At 58.2% G+C, this 15990-nt stretch carries 12 protein-coding genes; 3 read left to right on the forward strand and 9 right to left on the reverse strand.

The features are described from left to right. The first annotated feature begins 5 nt into the window (after nucleotides 1-5). Entirely contained in the window at nucleotides 6-479 is a 474-nt protein-coding gene (gene sulA / locus BMS17_RS05160) for an SOS-induced cell division inhibitor SulA (protein ID WP_046026990.1), read from the forward strand. A 91-nt stretch (nucleotides 480-570) separates the two neighbouring features. Here the strand turns inward: sulA and BMS17_RS05165 are convergent, their stop codons facing one another. From BMS17_RS05165 to BMS17_RS05195, 7 genes are all read right to left on the reverse strand, one after another. Next, a complete protein-coding gene (locus BMS17_RS05165; protein ID WP_007944145.1) occupies nucleotides 571-804 on the reverse strand; it encodes a hypothetical protein in 234 nt (77 codons plus the stop codon). A gap of 151 nt (nucleotides 805-955) precedes the next feature. Next, nucleotides 956-1480 (reverse strand): DUF6586 family protein, encoded by a 525-nt coding sequence (locus BMS17_RS05170; RefSeq protein ID WP_046026991.1) that lies wholly within the window; start codon nucleotides 1478-1480, stop codon nucleotides 956-958. A gap of 180 nt (nucleotides 1481-1660) precedes the next feature. Further along, nucleotides 1661-4288: a type I DNA topoisomerase gene (gene topA / locus BMS17_RS05175; protein WP_046026992.1), complete on the reverse strand. Its 2628-nt coding sequence runs from the start codon at nucleotides 4286-4288 to the stop codon at nucleotides 1661-1663. A gap of 114 nt (nucleotides 4289-4402) precedes the next feature. Next, nucleotides 4403-4639: a DUF1653 domain-containing protein gene (locus tag BMS17_RS05180; protein WP_046026993.1), complete on the reverse strand. Its 237-nt coding sequence runs from the start codon at nucleotides 4637-4639 to the stop codon at nucleotides 4403-4405. Between the two features lie 99 nt (nucleotides 4640-4738). Further along, the gene (gene fadA / locus BMS17_RS05185) at nucleotides 4739-5914 is read right to left on the reverse strand and encodes an acetyl-CoA C-acyltransferase FadA (RefSeq protein WP_007944141.1); all 1176 of its coding nucleotides are present in this window, start codon (nucleotides 5912-5914) and stop codon (nucleotides 4739-4741) included. A 32-nt stretch (nucleotides 5915-5946) separates the two neighbouring features. Beyond that, complete coding sequence (gene fadB, locus BMS17_RS05190) at nucleotides 5947-8094, reverse strand: fatty acid oxidation complex subunit alpha FadB (RefSeq protein ID WP_027921690.1); 2148 nt, start codon at nucleotides 8092-8094, stop codon at nucleotides 5947-5949. A gap of 539 nt (nucleotides 8095-8633) precedes the next feature. After that, nucleotides 8634-9071 carry a hypothetical protein gene (locus tag BMS17_RS05195; RefSeq protein WP_046026995.1) on the reverse strand — a complete coding sequence of 146 codons (438 nt, stop codon included), beginning with the start codon at nucleotides 9069-9071 and terminating at the stop codon, nucleotides 8634-8636. A 104-nt stretch (nucleotides 9072-9175) separates the two neighbouring features. On the opposite strand from BMS17_RS05195, the gene BMS17_RS05200 reads away from it, so the two are divergent. Continuing rightward, a complete protein-coding gene (locus BMS17_RS05200) occupies nucleotides 9176-9613 on the forward strand; it encodes a universal stress protein (RefSeq protein ID WP_077430567.1) in 438 nt (145 codons plus the stop codon). A gap of 191 nt (nucleotides 9614-9804) precedes the next feature. On the opposite strand, the gene BMS17_RS05205 is transcribed toward BMS17_RS05200, so the two are convergent. Beyond that, nucleotides 9805-11724 (reverse strand): ATP-binding cassette domain-containing protein, encoded by a 1920-nt coding sequence (locus tag BMS17_RS05205; protein WP_077430568.1) that lies wholly within the window; start codon nucleotides 11722-11724, stop codon nucleotides 9805-9807. Nucleotides 11725-11937: 213 nt separating this feature from the next. Here BMS17_RS05205 and BMS17_RS05210 point away from each other — a divergent pair, with 213 nt between their 5' ends. Beyond that, the gene (locus BMS17_RS05210) at nucleotides 11938-13866 is read left to right on the forward strand and encodes a transglycosylase SLT domain-containing protein (RefSeq protein ID WP_077430569.1); all 1929 of its coding nucleotides are present in this window, start codon (nucleotides 11938-11940) and stop codon (nucleotides 13864-13866) included. A 141-nt stretch (nucleotides 13867-14007) separates the two neighbouring features. Here the strand turns inward: BMS17_RS05210 and BMS17_RS05215 are convergent, their stop codons facing one another. Then, nucleotides 14008-15786 (reverse strand): ABC transporter transmembrane domain-containing protein, encoded by a 1779-nt coding sequence (locus BMS17_RS05215; RefSeq protein WP_077430570.1) that lies wholly within the window; start codon nucleotides 15784-15786, stop codon nucleotides 14008-14010. Nucleotides 15787-15990 lie beyond the last annotated feature (204 nt).

A 15990-nucleotide genomic window follows, 5' to 3' on the forward strand; every position in this document is an offset into this window, starting at 1 on the left:
GCTTTATGCAGTTCCCACACACATCACAGCAAGCCCAATTACCGCTGTTTGAGGCGTTCATGGCGCAACCATTGGCGCCGATCCTGAAAGACGTGGTCGAGTCGCCGTGGTGCGCCGAGCCCGAAGCCTTCAGTGAGCTGTCGCTACGTGGTGCAGCCGGGAACTGCCTGAACCTTCTGGCACCTATTCTCAGGGAGCTGAGCCAGGATCAGGACGCACGCTGGCTAACATTGATTGCCCCGCCAGCGAGCCTGACCCAGGCTTGGCTGCGGGATGCAGGTCTTAACCGCGAACGCATCTTGCTGTTGCAACCTCGCGGCACCCAAAGCGCCCAGCAGTTGACCTGCGAAGCCTTGCGTCTGGGCCGCAGCCACACAGTGGTCAGCTGGCTCAATCCGTTGAACACGACTTCACGGCAACAGTTGATCAGCGCCGCCCGAACCGGGGACGCACAGAGCTTGAATATTCGATTGGGCTAGCCGAGTAACAATGTGCGCGTTGAACTGCGCGGGGCTTCTCCAAGGATAGAGAAGCCGACCTGTAGCGATTCCTGCAATCCGACGGGCGGGATCAATGAAGGACGCGAGATCCCTGATCTTTATCAAATTCGCCTTCAACCAGGCGCCCTGCCATCTGAACACCGACGCTCAACATCGCCTTGGCGACTTCCACGTACTGACCTTGAAGGAACGCTTTGGCATCCTCGGAGAAATCCAAAGTGACCAGAGAACCCTCGTCCTCGGCCCTGCGCAGCTCGATACGACCGTCTGGTAACTCGACAATTTCTAGAAAGGACGTTGGCATAAAGGTCTGTTCTCCACGAAAGGCGGGGATTATATAGGCATCGGTCAGGCTTCGCTCGGCAACTTGACCAGATGTCATGGCAAGGAAATATCTTTCAGCACCCATCCTTGAGCGGACACCTTTCAAGGCATCCGTCTTACCGGCTAATCCGTCAGCACTCGTTCAACCCTTCTCGAAACCGGATTGCCAGCCCTTTCAGGTTCTGACGCCAGCCTTCCAACTCCTCCCGACTCAGTTCCTCAGGCGCCTCTTCTTCATCGAGGTTAACAGCCAGAATCAATGGCTGAGTCACGTCACCCTTAGGCTTGTGCGGCGCGCGCGGAGGTTGAAACAACGCCGCATGGGCCGCCAACAACTTGGCCAGCCAGGTTTCAGGGTTTTGCGCGAGCTCGACCATTTCAGCCATTTCAGGAATTGCGATGGTCTCGAGTATTTCGCGAGTCAGCAACAACTCAGCCCGAGGCGCATTAGCTTGAGGCAAACGATAGAACCCGGCGATTTCATGGCATAGCCCCAACAAAGCACCGTACAGGTGAAACAACGCCGATTCGCGACCCGCCTGGATCAGCGCCAGCGAGTTCATTGCCCGCCCCTCTTCAGCTCTGGCGAGCGCCTCCAGCGACAGACCGGCGAAATAAATCTTCTGATTGGTACGGGTATAGAGTTCGTGGGCCATGACGGCAGTCTCCACAACGAAATAATTGCTTCACACAGGTCAGACAGTGTCGTGGATCACCTCCGCTTCCCGCAAGCACAAAACAAAAGGCCGCATGAAAACCCGAGGGTTGTCATGCGGCCTTTGTAATGTGGCGAGGGAGCTTGCTCCCATTGGCCGACGGCGTCGGCCCACTATCCTTTAAGCCTTTGCAGCGGGACGCTTGTCTTCAACCTTCCACTTGCCGCCGTCGTAGTACGCCTTCCAGCCAGTCGGCTTACCGTCGACTTCTGTCTGCACATACTGCTCTTTGGTCTTGCGGCTATAACGAATCACCGCCGGGAGACCGTCCGGATCCTTCTTCGGCGCTTCGCAGAGGAAGTGGTACTTCGGATCGATCTCGTCCTTGTGCGGCACGATTTCCATGACCAGCGGAGCACGGGTTTCGCGGTTTTTCGGGAATTGGCTCGCCGCCAGGAACAGACCGGAAGCACCGTCGCGCAGGATATAGGTGTCGTTGACCTTCTCGCACTTCAGCTCAGGCATCTTCACCGGATCCATCTTCGGCGGCGCCGCATCACCGCTCTTCAGCAGCTTGCGGGTGTTCTTGCACGTTGCGTTGGTGCAACCGAAGAACTTACCGAAACGACCGGTCTTGAGCTGCATTTCGCTGCCGCACTTGTCGCACTCCAGGCTCGGACCTTCATAGCCTTTAATGCGATAAGTACCCTCTTCGATTTCGTAGCCATCGCAATCCGGGTTGTTACCGCAGATGTGCAACTTGCGCTTCTCGTCGAGCAGGTATGCGTCCATCGCCGTGCTGCAGATCGGGCAGCGATGCTTGCCACGCAGCACCAGCGACTCCGATTCACCTTCGTCGTCCGCGGCAATCTCATCACCGGGCACCAGATTGACGGTGGCCTTGCAGCGTTCTTTCGGCGGCAAACTGTAGCCCGAGCAGCCGAGGAACACGCCCGTCGAGGCCGTACGAATCTGCATTGGGCGACCACAGGTCAGGCACGGAATGTCCGTCATGACCGGCTGGTTGGCACGCATGCCACTTTCTGGGCTTTCGGCTACTTCCAGCTTCTTCTTGAAGTCACCGTAGAACTCGTCCAGTACGTTTTTCCAGTCGCGCTCGCCCTGGGCCACGTCATCGAGGTGCTCTTCCATGCCGGCGGTGAAGCCGTAGTCCATGAGATTGGAGAAACTCTCGGACAGACGCTCAGTGACGATGTCACCCATCTTTTCCGAATAGAAACGACGGTTGTGCAGCGCGACGTAACCACGGTCCTGAATGGTGGAAATGATCGCTGCGTAGGTCGAAGGACGACCGATGCCGCGTTTTTCCATTTCTTTAACCAGGCTCGCTTCCGAGTAGCGCGCCGGCGGTTTGGTGAAGTGCTGGGTCGGATCAAGCTTGATCAGCTTCATCGCATCGCCCTGAGCCATATCTGGCAACACATCATCATCGCCCGGCTTGGTAATTTGCGGCATGACGCGGGTGTAACCGTCGAACTTCAGGATGCGACCCTTGGCACGCAGCTCGAAATCACCAGCACCGACGGTAACCGTGGTCGACAGGTATTGCGCCGGCAACATCTGGCAAGCCAGGAATTGGCGCCAGATCAGCTCGTAGAGGCGCTCGGCATCACGTTCCATGCCCGACAGCTTGCTTGGCTCGGTATTGGCGTCGGAGGGACGAATCGCTTCGTGAGCCTCTTGTGCACCTTCTTTGCTGCTGTAGACGTTCGGGGTTTCCGGCAGGTACTTCTTGCCGAACTCGCCTTCAATATAAGTGCGCGCCATCGTCACGGCATCGGCCGAGAGGTTGGTGGAGTCGGTACGCATATAAGTGATGTAGCCGGCTTCGTACAGACGCTGGGCCATCATCATGGTTTTCTTCACGCCGAAGCCCAGGCGGTTGCTTGCAGCCTGTTGCAGGGTGGACGTGATGAACGGAGCCGACGGTTTGCTGCTGGTCGGTTTGTCTTCGCGCTTGACGATGCTGTAGCTGGAAGCCTTGAGCTTTTCCAGCGCGGCCATGGCCTGGGCTTCGTTGAGCGGCTTGAAGGCCTCGCCTTTTTCGCGAGCCACGTCGAAGCGCACGGTCGCGCCCTTGGCGGTACCGAGGTCAGCATGGACTTCCCAGTATTCTTCCGGGTTGAACGCACGGATTTCACGTTCGCGCTCGACCACCAGTTTTACCGCAACCGACTGCACGCGACCGGCGGACAGGCCACGGGCGATTTTGGCCCACAGCAGCGGCGAAACCATGTAACCCACCACGCGATCGAGGAAGCGACGCGCCTGCTGAGCATTTACACGATCGATGTCCAGCTCGCCCGGCTTGGAGAAGGCTTCCTGAATCGCCTTCTTGGTAATTTCGTTGAACACCACGCGCTTGTAGCGGCTGTCGTCACCACCGATGGCTTCGCGCAGGTGCCAGGCAATGGCCTCCCCCTCGCGATCCAAGTCGGTTGCGAGATAGATGGTGTCAGCATCTTTGGCGAGCCGGCGCAGCTCTTCGATGACTTTTTCCTTGCCCGGAAGGATCTCGTACTTGGCTTTCCAGCCATGATCGGGATCGACCCCCATGCGCGAGACCAGCTGCTTGCGCGCTTTCTCTTTCGGCGAGAGCACCGGACCTTCGCCCGCGGCAGCCTTACCGCGCTTGGCGGCTGGCTCTTTGCTGGCGCTAGCCGAACCGCTGGTGGGCAGGTCTCGGATATGGCCGATACTCGACTTCACCACGTATTGGTTACCCAGATACTTGTTGATGGTCTTGGCCTTAGCCGGGGATTCCACAATGACCAGCGATTTGCCCATGGATCAGAAAATTCCTGAATTCTAGAAGTGAAAGGCGGTTGGCGCCTGACGCGGCACCGCTATATATAGTGGCTACAAGGTGAGGTCAAGCGCAGGGTTTTGCGCGCACTCAGCTTATGGCTTCGAAAAAAGGCTCGGTTCGGCTTGCACCAAAGCAAAGCGTGGCACCTGTTCGCCGTCAACCTCGACCGACTCAAGAAACATGCTCAAGGGACGTACCCAAAAGCCGTAATCGCCATACAGGGCTTGGTAGAAGACCACTTCTTCTTCAGTTTCCGAATGCCGCGCAAGACTGAATACGCGGTACTGCGGACCTTTGTAATGTTGGTAGAGCCCAGGTTGTATCGGCATGGTTTGGCCCTCACTCAAATCTTTTCAAAATAAAAACAAAAATAAATTCAGAAAAACAAAAACCGGGGCACTTGGCCCCGGCTTCCGTCAACGGAACGCTTAAACGCGTTCGAAGACGGTGGAGATGCCTTGGCCGAGACCAATGCACATGGTAGCCACCCCGAAGGTGCCGCCATTTTGCTTCATCACGTTCAGCAGAGTGCCGGAGATACGTGCACCGGAGCAACCGAACGGGTGACCCAAGGCGATCGCGCCGCCGTGCAGGTTAACCTTCTCGTTCATCTTGTCGAGTACTTTCAAATCTTTCAGCACTGGCAGGGCCTGTGCGGCGAAAGCTTCGTTGAGCTCGAAGAAGTCGATATCGTTAATGCCAAGGCCCGCGCGCTTCAGTGCTTTTTGTGTAGCCGGTACTGGACCATAGCCCATGATTGCCGGGTCCACACCTGCCACTGCCATCGAACGAATCACGGCCATAGGCTGGATGCCCAGGTCCTGAGCACGCTGCGCCGACATCACGATCATGCACGAAGCACCGTCGGTGATTTGCGACGAAGTACCCGCAGTCACGGTGCCGCCCTTCGGGTTAAACGCTGGCTTCAGAGCCGCCAGGCTTTCCAGGGTGGTTTCCGGACGAATGGTTTCGTCGTAGTCGAACAGTTTCAGGAAACCGTTCTCGTCGTAGCCCTGCATCGGGATGATTTCGTCTTTGAACTTGCCTTCCAGGGTCGCCTTGTGGGCGAGTTGGTGGGAGCGCACGCCGAAAGCGTCCTGCTGTTCGCGAGTGATGCCGTGCATTTTGCCCAGCATTTCAGCGGTCAGGCCCATCATGCCCGAGGCTTTCGCCGCGTACAGGGACATGTGCGGGTTCGGATCGACACCGTGCATCATGCTCACGTGACCCATATGCTCGACGCCGCCTACGACGAACACGTCACCGTTGCCGGTCATGATCGCTTGCGCAGCAGTGTGCAGTGCGCTCATCGACGAGCCACACAGACGGCTGACGGTCTGACCGGCAGCAGTGTGCGGGATCTGAGTCATCAGGGATGCCATGCGCGCGATGTTCCAGCCCTGCTCCAGGGTCTGGTTTACGCAGCCCCAGATCACGTCTTCGACTTCGTTCGGGTCAACCTTGACGTTGCGTTCCAGCAATTTGCTGATCAGGTGCGCCGACATGTCTTCGGCGCGGGTGTTGCGGTGCATGCCGCCCTTGGAGCGGCCCATCGGAGTACGACCGAAGTCGACAATCACGACGTCTCTTGGATTCAAGCTCATAAAATTTCACTCTCGCTCAAGTGTTGGGACGCTTAACCGAAGAACCGTTGGCCGGTTTTGGCCATTTCACGCAGTTTTGCGGTCGGGTGGTACAGCGCGCCCAAATCAGCGTACTGGTCAGCCAGGGCAACGAACTCGGCAACACCGATCGAGTCGATGTAGCGCAGCGCACCGCCGCGGAATGGAGGGAAACCAATACCGTAGACCAGACCCATGTCGGCTTCGGCAGCGGTTTCGACGATGCCGTCTTCCAGGCAACGCACGGTTTCCAGGCACAGCGGGATCATCATCCAGTTGATGATGTCTTCGTCAGTGACTTCGCGCTGCTCGTAAACGATCGGCTTGAGCACCTCCAGTACCGATGGATCGGCAACTTTCTTCTGCTTGCCGCGCTTGTCGGTCTCGTAGGCGTAGAAGCCCTTGCCGTTCTTCTGACCCAGGCGCTTGGCTTCGTAAAGCACGTCGATCGCGGTACGGCGGTCGTCTTTCATGCGATCCGGGAAGCCTTCAGCCATCACGTCACGACCGTGGTGACCGGTGTCGATGCCGACCACGTCCATCAGGTACGCCGGGCCCATTGGCCAGCCGAATTTTTCCATGACCTTGTCGATACGGACGAAGTCCACACCGGCGCTGACCAACTTGGCGAAACCGCCGAAGTACGGGAACAGTACGCGGTTAACCAGGAAGCCCGGGCAGTCGTTGACGACGATCGGGTTCTTGCCCATTTTCTTGGCGTAGGCAACGGTGGTGGCAACAGCCAGCTCGCTGGACTTCTCGCCACGGATTACTTCAACCAGCGGCATCATGTGCACAGGGTTGAAGAAGTGCATGCCGACGAAGTTTTCCGGACGCTTGAGGGCTTTGGCCAGCAAGGTGATGGAAATGGTCGAGGTGTTGGACGCGAGGATGGTGTCCTCTTTGACCTTGTCTTCGACTTCGGCCAGTACGGCTTGCTTGACCTTAGGGTTTTCAACAACCGCCTCAACCACCAGGTCCACGTGACCGAAATCACCGTAGGACAGGGTTGGACGAATGCCGTTGAGCACTTCAGCCATTTTCGCGGCGGTCATGCGACCTTTATCAACGCGGCCGACCAGCAGCTTGGCGGCTTCAGCCAGGCCTTGCTCGATGCCGTGCTCGTTGATGTCCTTCATCAGGATCGGCGTACCTTTGGAGGCCGACTGATAAGCGATACCGCCACCCATGATGCCGGCGCCCAATACGGCAGCCTGCTTCACGTCTTTGGCGATTTCGTCGTAGGCCTTGGCCTTTTTCTTCAGCTCCTGATCATTCAGGAACAGACCGATCAAGCTCTGCGCGGCAGAGGTCTTGGCCAGTTTGACGAAACCGGCGGCTTCGACTTCCAGCGCTTTATCGCGACCGAAGTTCGCGGCTTTCTGGATGGTCTTGATCGCTTCAACCGGCGCCGGGTAGTTCGGGCCAGCCTGACCAGCTACGAAACCTTTGGCGGTTTCGAAAGCCATCATTTGTTCGATTGCGTTCAGCTTCAGCTTTTCCAGCTTCGGTTGACGCTTGGCCTTGTAATCAAACTCACCGGAAATGGCGCGCTTGATCAGTTCCAGGGCCGCTTCCTGCAGTTTCTCAGGAGCAACCACTGCGTCCACTGCGCCGACTTTCAGCGCGTCTTCAGGACGGTTTTCTTTACCAGCGGCAATCCACTCGATGGCGTTGTCGGCGCCGATCAGGCGCGGCAGACGCACAGTACCGCCGAAGCCTGGGTAGATGCCCAGTTTGACTTCCGGCAGACCGATCTTGGCCTTGGTGGACATGACGCGGTAGTCCGCCGCCAGGCACATCTCCAGACCGCCACCCAGGGCGATGCCGTTGATTGCGGCGACAGTCGGGACGTTGAGGTCTTCGAAATCGCTGAAAATCTTGTTGGCTTCCAGATTGCCAGCAACCAGCTCGGCATCAGGCAGCTTGAAGTTTTCGACAAATTCGGTGATGTCGGCGCCGACGATGAACACGTCCTTGCCACTGCTGACGATCACGCCCTTGATCGAAGCATCTGCCTTGATGGTGTCCACAGCCTGACGCAGTTCGTTCAGGGTTAGACGGTTGAACTTGTTGACGGACTCACCCTTGAGGTCGAACTTCAGTTCGACGATGCCACTTTCAAGAGCCTTAACCGTGATGGCTTTACCTTCGTAAATCATCAACTGATCTCCACGATATGGAAGCTGAACAGTACACGTCGGACGCAAGTGAATGGCTCGGCAGGACGTTAAACGTCGATGCTACGCCAATCCACCTGGCACACCCTCCAACGCGATAGTCGGGATTCTGTAGGAGCGATCTGAAATACAAACGCTCAATTCATACGCCCGTTTGATTTGGGTACGCCACCTTCACGGAATTTCCGACAATTGTCAATCGCCCAAAATACGGGTTGAAACGCGACTTTGCGGTCACTTCCGTACTGCGAAGATCTTCAACACGCAGATGCATGTGGATCCATTCATAGAATCAATAGTTAGAAAAGTCGCCCTAATTCGCTGCAGCCCGTGTTTAACAAGCTACGCTGGCAGGAATCTGAAGAAAAAAGATGAACGTGTTTGGCGAATACCGGGCGCAAGATCAGCCCTACAGCGAATTACCGGCCTGCCTGGCCAACCCCAGCCCGATGATGATGTCGGGCTTTTTATTGCCTGTCTGCCGGACATTTCGCGCCATTGCAGTGCGAAATATCCTCGGCTCACGCCAGCGCTTTCAGTACGGCGTCGATGTCTTGCAAAACCGTCGCCTCGCCCTTCTCGCCCCAATACAACGTGATCATCTGCTTGTCTGCCTCAACCTTGTAGACGTTTTCTGGCAACTTTTCGAAATGAATCAATAACGCCGGATCCTCGCAAACCTCCTGCCACTGATTCACCCACACACCCGGCGATTTTTGCCAGTAACTCCAGCATGCGGGTTGATTGCCACGACGCGGGCGATGGTACTGGGCACAGGGGCTCGGCGGCTCCTTGCTCAGCCAATGCGGCCACTCTTGAGGCGCCAGTTGCATGGCCAGACCGATACGTCGCGCCTCCATGCGCAGGGCCATTCGCCCGCTCTGACCACGAGACGGCCGCAACCATGCGAGCGGACTCAGTACCACCAGCAGGATTGACACCACTATCCAGACCGTCATATCTGTACTCCCGAATCTTGATGAGCGCTTTGAGCCACATAGAAACCAATGCGCTTGAAACCAGCCATACTTACCAATATTGCAACCCTCAGGAGGAGCACCTCATGCCCTACAACCACATTCTGGTCGCTGTAGATCTAACCGAAGAGTGCGACCCTGTAATCCACCGGGCTCGCGAGCTGTCGGTGAGCAACGGGGCAAAGCTGTCCCTGGTGCACATTGTCGAACCAATGGCCATGGCCTTTGGCGGTGACGTCCCCATGGACCTGTCACAACTGCAACAGCAGCAGTTCGATCAGGCCAAGGAGCGCCTGGACCGGCTGATTGTGAAGTATCCGGAACTCTCCAAGGAATACAGCCACCTGACTTACGGCCAGCCGCGCCAGGAGATTCACCATCTGGCCAAGGAACAGGCTTGCGACCTGATCGTGGTGGGCAGCCACGGTCGACACGGCCTGGCCTTACTGCTGGGTTCGACCGCCAATGACGTGCTGCACGGTGCGCCTTGCGATGTGCTCGCGGTGCGCCTGATCAAAAGCTGAAACACGAACCCCCTGTGGGAGCGAGCTTGCTCGCGATGAGGTCCTGTCAGCCGACATCAATATTGACTGGCAGACCGCCATCGCGAGCAAGCTCGCTCCCACAATGGATCGCTGTAGCCTTGTAGATCTCACTCCATATGAAAAGCCCGGCGTTCATCACTGAACGCCGGGCTTTTTTACAGCAGGATCAATCAGGCATCCAGTTCGGCCCAGCGCTCGACCCTCACGTCGAGCTCGGCCTGCAACTGCTCCAACTGAGCAATTACGGTGGCGGTCTCGGCAGCAGGACGCTGATAGAAAGCGGCATCAGCCATTTGCGCTTCAACCACAGCAATCTGCTGCTCCATGGCTTCGATCTGGCTCGGCAACATTTCCAGCTCGCGCTGCAACTTGTAGCTGAGTTTCTTCTTCGCCACCGGCGCTTCAACTGCAACGGCAACCGGCGCAGCTTCTGCGGTCACGACCGCCGAAGTCAGGTCAGCTTTGCCGGATTTGCTCTCGGTCACGCCCAGCAGACGCGGCGAACCGCCCTGACGCAGCCAGTCTTGGTAGCCACCGACGTACTCACGAACCTTGCCCTCACCTTCGAAGACCAGGGTGCTGGTGACCACGTTATCGAGGAATGCCCGGTCGTGACTGACCATCAGCACGGTGCCGTTGAAGGTCAGCAGCACCTCTTCCAGCAGCTCGAGGGTTTCGACGTCGAGGTCGTTGGTCGGTTCGTCGAGGACCAGCAGGTTCGCCGGCTTGCTGAACAGCTTCGCCAGCAACAAACGGGCACGCTCGCCACCGGACAGCGCCTTGACCGGCGTGCGGGCACGCTGCGGGCTGAACAGGAAGTCGCCGAGGTAGCTCAGCACGTGACGGCTCTGACCATCGATGTCGATGAAGTCGCGACCTTCGGCCACGTTGTCGATCACGGTCTTTTCCAGGTCCAGCTGATGGCGCAACTGGTCGAAGTAGGCCACGTCGATGCGCGTCCCCTCTTCCACTGTGCCGCTGGTAGGTTGCAGACCGCTGAGCATCAGCTTCAGCAGTGTGGTTTTGCCGGTACCGTTGGCGCCGAGCAGACCGATACGGTCGCCGCGCGTCAGGACCATCGAGAAATCCTTGATCAGGAACGGGCCACCCGGGTGAGCGAAGCTCACGTTCTCGAGGACCATCACCTGCTTGCCGGACTTGTCAGCGGTATCCAGCTGAATGTTGGCCTTGCCGGTGCGCTCACGACGTTCGCTGCGTTCGACGCGCAGGGCTTTCAACGCGCGGACACGGCCTTCGTTACGGGTGCGACGGGCCTTGATGCCCTGGCGGATCCAGACTTCTTCCTGAGCCAGCTTCTTGTCGAACAGCGCGTTGGCAGTTTCTTCAGCCGCCAGCGAGGCTTCTTTGTGCACGAGGAAACTGGCGTAGTCGCCGTTCCAGTCGATCAGGCCACCGCGATCAAGTTCCAGAATGCGAGTCGCGAGGTTTTGCAGGAATGAACGGTCGTGCGTGATGAACAGCACGGCGCCCTGGAAATCCTTCAGCGCTTCTTCAAGCCAGGCAATTGCACCGATGTCCAAGTGGTTGGTCGGTTCGTCGAGCAGCAGCAGGTCCGGTTCGGAAACCAGGGCCTGGGCCAGCAGGACGCGACGACGCCAGCCACCGGATAACTCGGCGAGGGTCTTGTCGGCTGGCAACTGCAGACGGCTCAACGTGCTGTCGACCAGTTGCTGCAGACGCCAGCCATCGCGGGCTTCGAGGTCGTGCTGGACGTGCATCAGCTTGTCCAGATCGGCGTCGGTGACGATGTTCTGGCTCAGGTGGTGATACTGCGCGAGCAGCTCGCCCACGCCGTCCAGGCCTTCGGCAACCACGTCGAACACGGTCCGCTCGTCGGCTACCGGCAATTCTTGCGGCAATTCGCCAATCTTGAGGCCAGGTGCACGCCAAACGGAGCCCTCATCGGGCTTCTGGTCGCCCTTGACGAGCTTCATCATGCTGGACTTGCCAGTGCCATTGCGGCCGATGATGCACACCCGCTCACCACGGGCGATCTGCCAGGACACCTTGTCCAACAACGGCATAGCGCCGAAAGCAAGGGACACATCGCTGAATTTGAGCAGGGTCATGAGCTTCTCCAAAAACCGGGCGCGCATTCTACCTGACTTGAGGCTTCAGAAGGCCGGCAATTTCACTCTCGAAGCACTCTGCACAACAAATGTTGCGAACTTATGCTGACAGGCCCGCAAAGCTTTCGCCTGCTGCTGGCAAAAGGCTAAGCTACAAACAATTCAGTGCGGGCATTACCCGCACTTGTCATGATTTCTCTGCCCGGACGTCTCATGCGCAGTCGCCTTTTCAGTCTTTTATCTTGTCTGCTTCTTTCTGCCACTGCCGTCCAATCAGCCCAGGCGGTGGACCTGTCCACCCAGCGTCAGTATTACGATGAAGCCAAGCGAGCCTTGGCCAAGGGCGATTCCGGTCCTTACTTCCGTTACAGCCAGGCCCTCAGCGATTACCCGCTGGAGCCCTACCTGGCCTATGACGAATTGACCGCGCGCCTAAAAACCGCCAGCAATGCCGAAATCGAGAAATTCCTCGCCGAGCACGGTGACCTGCCGCAAGCCAACTGGATGAAATTACGCTGGCTGCGCTGGCTGGCGGACCGTGGCGAATGGGCGACCTTCGTCAAGTATTACGACCCCAAGCTCAACTTCACCGAACTGGACTGTCTGAACGCGCAGTATCAGATCAGTCATAACCAGAAGGCCGAAGGTTATGCCAACGCCAACAAGCTCTGGCTGACCGGCAAATCCCAACCTGAGGCCTGCGATGCACTGTTCGGGCAATGGGCCGCCGAAGGTCAATTGACCGAGCAAAAACGCTGGGAGCGCACCAAGCTCGCCGCCCAGGCGCGCAATTATCCGCTGGCCAAAAGCCTCGTTAACGGCCTGACCACCCTCGCTCCTCGCGGTCGATTACTGATTGATGTGGCGCAAAAACCCGAGCTGCTCAACCAGCCTTCGCGCTTCACCCCGGCCGACGAACCGATGTCCGACATCGTCAGCCTCGGCCTGCGCCGCCTGGCCAAGCAAGACCCGGACAAGGCCATGGACCTGCTCGACGGTTATGCCAGCAGCATGCACTTCTCCCGCGATGAAAAAGTGGCGATCGCCCGGGAAATCGGACTGACACTCGCACGACGTTACGACAGCCGCGCACTGGACGTGATGACCAAGTACGACCCGGAACTGCGCGACAACACCGTGTCCGAATGGCGCATGCGGCTACTGTTGCGCCTGGCCCGCTGGGACGATGCCTATCAATTGACCCGGCGTTTGCCGCAGGACCTGGCGACCACCAATCGCTGGCGTTACTGGCAAGCCCGCAGCCTTGAGCTGGCCCAGCCTCAGAACGCGGAACCGCAAACGCTTTATAAAAACCTCTCTCGCGAGCGCGATTTCTATGGCTTCATGGCGGCCGATCGTTCGCAGTCGCCCTATTCGCTGGTCAACAAACCGTTGGTATTGAGCCAAGCGTTGACCAACAAGGTGCGCAACACTCCTGGCGTACGCCGCGCCCTGGAGCTGCACGCCCGTGGACAGATCGCCGACGGGCGCCGGGAGTGGTACTACGTCAGCCGTCATTTCAGCCGCGACGAAATGGTTGCCCAGGCCAAATTGGCCTATGACCTGAAATGGTATTTCCCGGCGATTCGCACCATCAGTCAGGCGCAGTACTGGGACGATCTGGACATCCGCTTCCCGATGGCCCACCGCGATGCGCTGGTCCGCGAATCCAAAAACCGCGGTATCCATTCGAGCTGGGCATTCGCCATCACCCGCCAGGAAAGTGCCTTTATGGACGACGCCCGCTCTGGTGTCGGCGCCACAGGCCTGATGCAATTGATGCCTGCCACCGCCAAGGAAACCGCGCGCAAGTTCAGCATTCCGTACTCCTCGCCGCAGCAGCTGCTTGACCCGGACAAGAACATCCAGCTCGGCGCCGCTTATCTGAGCCAGGTCCACAGCCAGTTCAATGGCAACCGCGTCCTCGCCTCCGCCGCCTACAACGCCGGCCCGGGCCGCGTACGCCAGTGGCTACGTGGTGCCGATCACTTGAGCTACGACGTGTGGGTGGAAAGCATCCCGTTCGACGAAACCCGCCAATACGTACAGAACGTGCTGTCGTATTCGGTGATCTACGGTCACAAGCTCAATACGCCCCAACCGCTGGTGGAATGGCATGAACGGTTCTTCGACGATCAGTGACCGGTAGCGCCCGTTAAACAGGAACAGCGCGGAACCGGTGTTGTAGGAGATGTGTAGGAGCTGTCGAGTGAAACGAGGCTGCGAATTTTTGATCGCAGCCTCGTTTCACTCGACAGCTCCTACACATCTCCTACACGACGCTTACAGGTAAAGACCAAGCTCGGCCTTGCCATCACTGAACTGCAACGCCGCCAACCGCGCATACAGCGCATTGCTCGCAATCAACTCCTGATGCGTGCCCACCGCCACCAACCTACCCTGATCCATCACGGCAATCCGGTCGGCGTTTTTCACGGTGGCCAAACGGTGGGCGATCACCAGGGTGGTGCGGTTTTTCATCAAGCTCGGCAGGGCCTGTTGGATCAGGTGTTCACTTTGCGCATCGAGTGCGCTGGTGGCTTCGTCGAGCAGCAGGATGGGTGCGTCCACCAGCAACGCCCGAGCGATGGCCAGGCGTTGGCGCTGACCACCCGACAAGCCCAGCCCTGCGTCGCCGAGATGGGTCTGGTAGCCATTGGGCATGTGTTCGATAAATTCATGGGCGTAGGCAATTTTTGCGGCCTCCTGAACTTGCGCGGGTGTCGCCGCTGGATTGCCGTAGCGAATGTTCTCCTCGATGCTGCCAAAAAACAGTGCCGGGTTTTGCGAAACCAGGGCGAAGCAACGGCGCAGGTCGAGTGGGTCGAGCTGGGTCAATGGCACGCCATCGAGCAGGATTCGCCCTGCGGCCGGATCGTAAAAACGCAGCAGCAGGTCATACACGGTGGATTTACCGGCACCGGAGGGGCCGACCAGGGCCAGGGTTTCGCCCGCGTTAATGGTCAGGCTCAAACCATCGACCGCGTAGCTTTGCGGACGCGACGGGTAGGAAAAACGCACATCTTGTAGAACCAGATCGCCCTTCACCCGCTCCGGCAAGGTCACCAGGCCAGAGCTCGGCGGCTGGATGATGTTTTCCGAGCGCAGCAACTCAGCAATCCGCTCGGCCGCGCCCGCTGCACGCTGCAACTCGCCGATCACTTCGCTCAAGGTGCCGAACGCACTGCCCACGATCAGACTGTAGAAAACAAATGCCGCCAGTTCACCGGACGAGATCCGACCGGCAATCACATCCATGCCGCCGACCCACAACATGACGCCCACCGCGCCCAACACCAGCACGATCACCAGCGTAATCAGCCAGGCTCGCTGGAAAATACGTTTACGAGCCGTGTTGAACGCCTCTTCCACCGTCACGGCGAAACGCTGCTCGTCCTGGACCTGATGGTTGTAGGCCTGCACCGTCTTGATCTGGCCGAGGGTTTCAGCGACGTAGCTACCGATGTCAGCGATACGGTCCTGGCTCAGGCGCGACAGACTGCGCACCCGACGCCCGAAAATCAGAATCGGGGCGATGACCAGCGGTAATGCGACCACCACGATGCTGGTGAGTTTGGGGTTGGTGATGAACAGCAGCACAATCCCGCCGATGATCATCAGCGTGTTGCGCAGGAACAGCGACAACGAAGAGCCGATCACCGATTGCAGCAACGTTGTATCGGCGGTCAGCCGCGACTGGATCTCGGAACTGCGATTGTTTTCATAGAACCCCGGATGCAAGTAAATCAGATGGTTGAATACTTGCCGGCGGATGTCAGCGACCACGCGCTCGCCGATCCACGACACCAGGTAAAAACGCGCAAAGGTGCCGACCGCCAGCCCGACCACCAACACCATGAACAAGCCGATGGACTGATTGAGCAAGTGCGGTGATCGGGTCATGAACCCCTGATCCACCACCATGCGAATGCCCTGCCCCATCGACAAGGTAATGCCGGCGGTGACAATCAATGCGAGCAGCGCGCCAAGGGCTTGCCAGCGGTAAGGCACAAGAAAGCGACTGGTCAGGCGGATCGCACGGCGGTAACGGGCAGAGAGCATCGGAGTATCCAGTATGCAAAGGTTGTAGCCAGCCTACACCGCCAGCGGTTGAACCCTGTAAATCACAATGAGTCAGGTTAAATATGACCGCGACGACTAGTCTCTAGACGCTATTGGTCTAAAGTCCGGGTAGCAACGTTTTTAAATTTCTGGTGGACTGATGTTTCCGTCGGGAAAGATCGCAGGGAGTTGTCATAGCCCGGT

This window comes from Pseudomonas sp. C9, from assembly GCF_002000165.1.
Taxonomy (GTDB): Bacteria; Pseudomonadota; Gammaproteobacteria; order Pseudomonadales; family Pseudomonadaceae; genus Aquipseudomonas.

Coding starts and splice junctions, on each gene's coding strand:
- BMS17_RS05205 (WP_077430568.1), bottom strand. CDS start 11,724: ATGACCCTGCTCAAATTCAGCGATGTGTCCCTTGCTTTCGGCGCTATG.
- sulA (WP_046026990.1), top strand. CDS start 6: ATGCAGTTCCCACACACATCACAGCAAGCCCAATTACCGCTGTTTGAG.
- BMS17_RS05180 (WP_046026993.1), bottom strand. CDS start 4,639: ATGCCGATACAACCTGGGCTCTACCAACATTACAAAGGTCCGCAGTAC.
- fadA (WP_007944141.1), bottom strand. CDS start 5,914: ATGAGCTTGAATCCAAGAGACGTCGTGATTGTCGACTTCGGTCGTACT.
- BMS17_RS05200 (WP_077430567.1), top strand. CDS start 9,176: ATGCCCTACAACCACATTCTGGTCGCTGTAGATCTAACCGAAGAGTGC.
- fadB (WP_027921690.1), bottom strand. CDS start 8,094: ATGATTTACGAAGGTAAAGCCATCACGGTTAAGGCTCTTGAAAGTGGC.
- BMS17_RS05165 (WP_007944145.1), bottom strand. CDS start 804: ATGCCAACGTCCTTTCTAGAAATTGTCGAGTTACCAGACGGTCGTATC.
- BMS17_RS05215 (WP_077430570.1), bottom strand. CDS start 15,786: ATGCTCTCTGCCCGTTACCGCCGTGCGATCCGCCTGACCAGTCGCTTT.
- topA (WP_046026992.1), bottom strand. CDS start 4,288: ATGGGCAAATCGCTGGTCATTGTGGAATCCCCGGCTAAGGCCAAGACC.
- BMS17_RS05170 (WP_046026991.1), bottom strand. CDS start 1,480: ATGGCCCACGAACTCTATACCCGTACCAATCAGAAGATTTATTTCGCC.
- BMS17_RS05210 (WP_077430569.1), top strand. CDS start 11,938: ATGCGCAGTCGCCTTTTCAGTCTTTTATCTTGTCTGCTTCTTTCTGCC.
- BMS17_RS05195 (WP_046026995.1), bottom strand. CDS start 9,071: ATGACGGTCTGGATAGTGGTGTCAATCCTGCTGGTGGTACTGAGTCCG.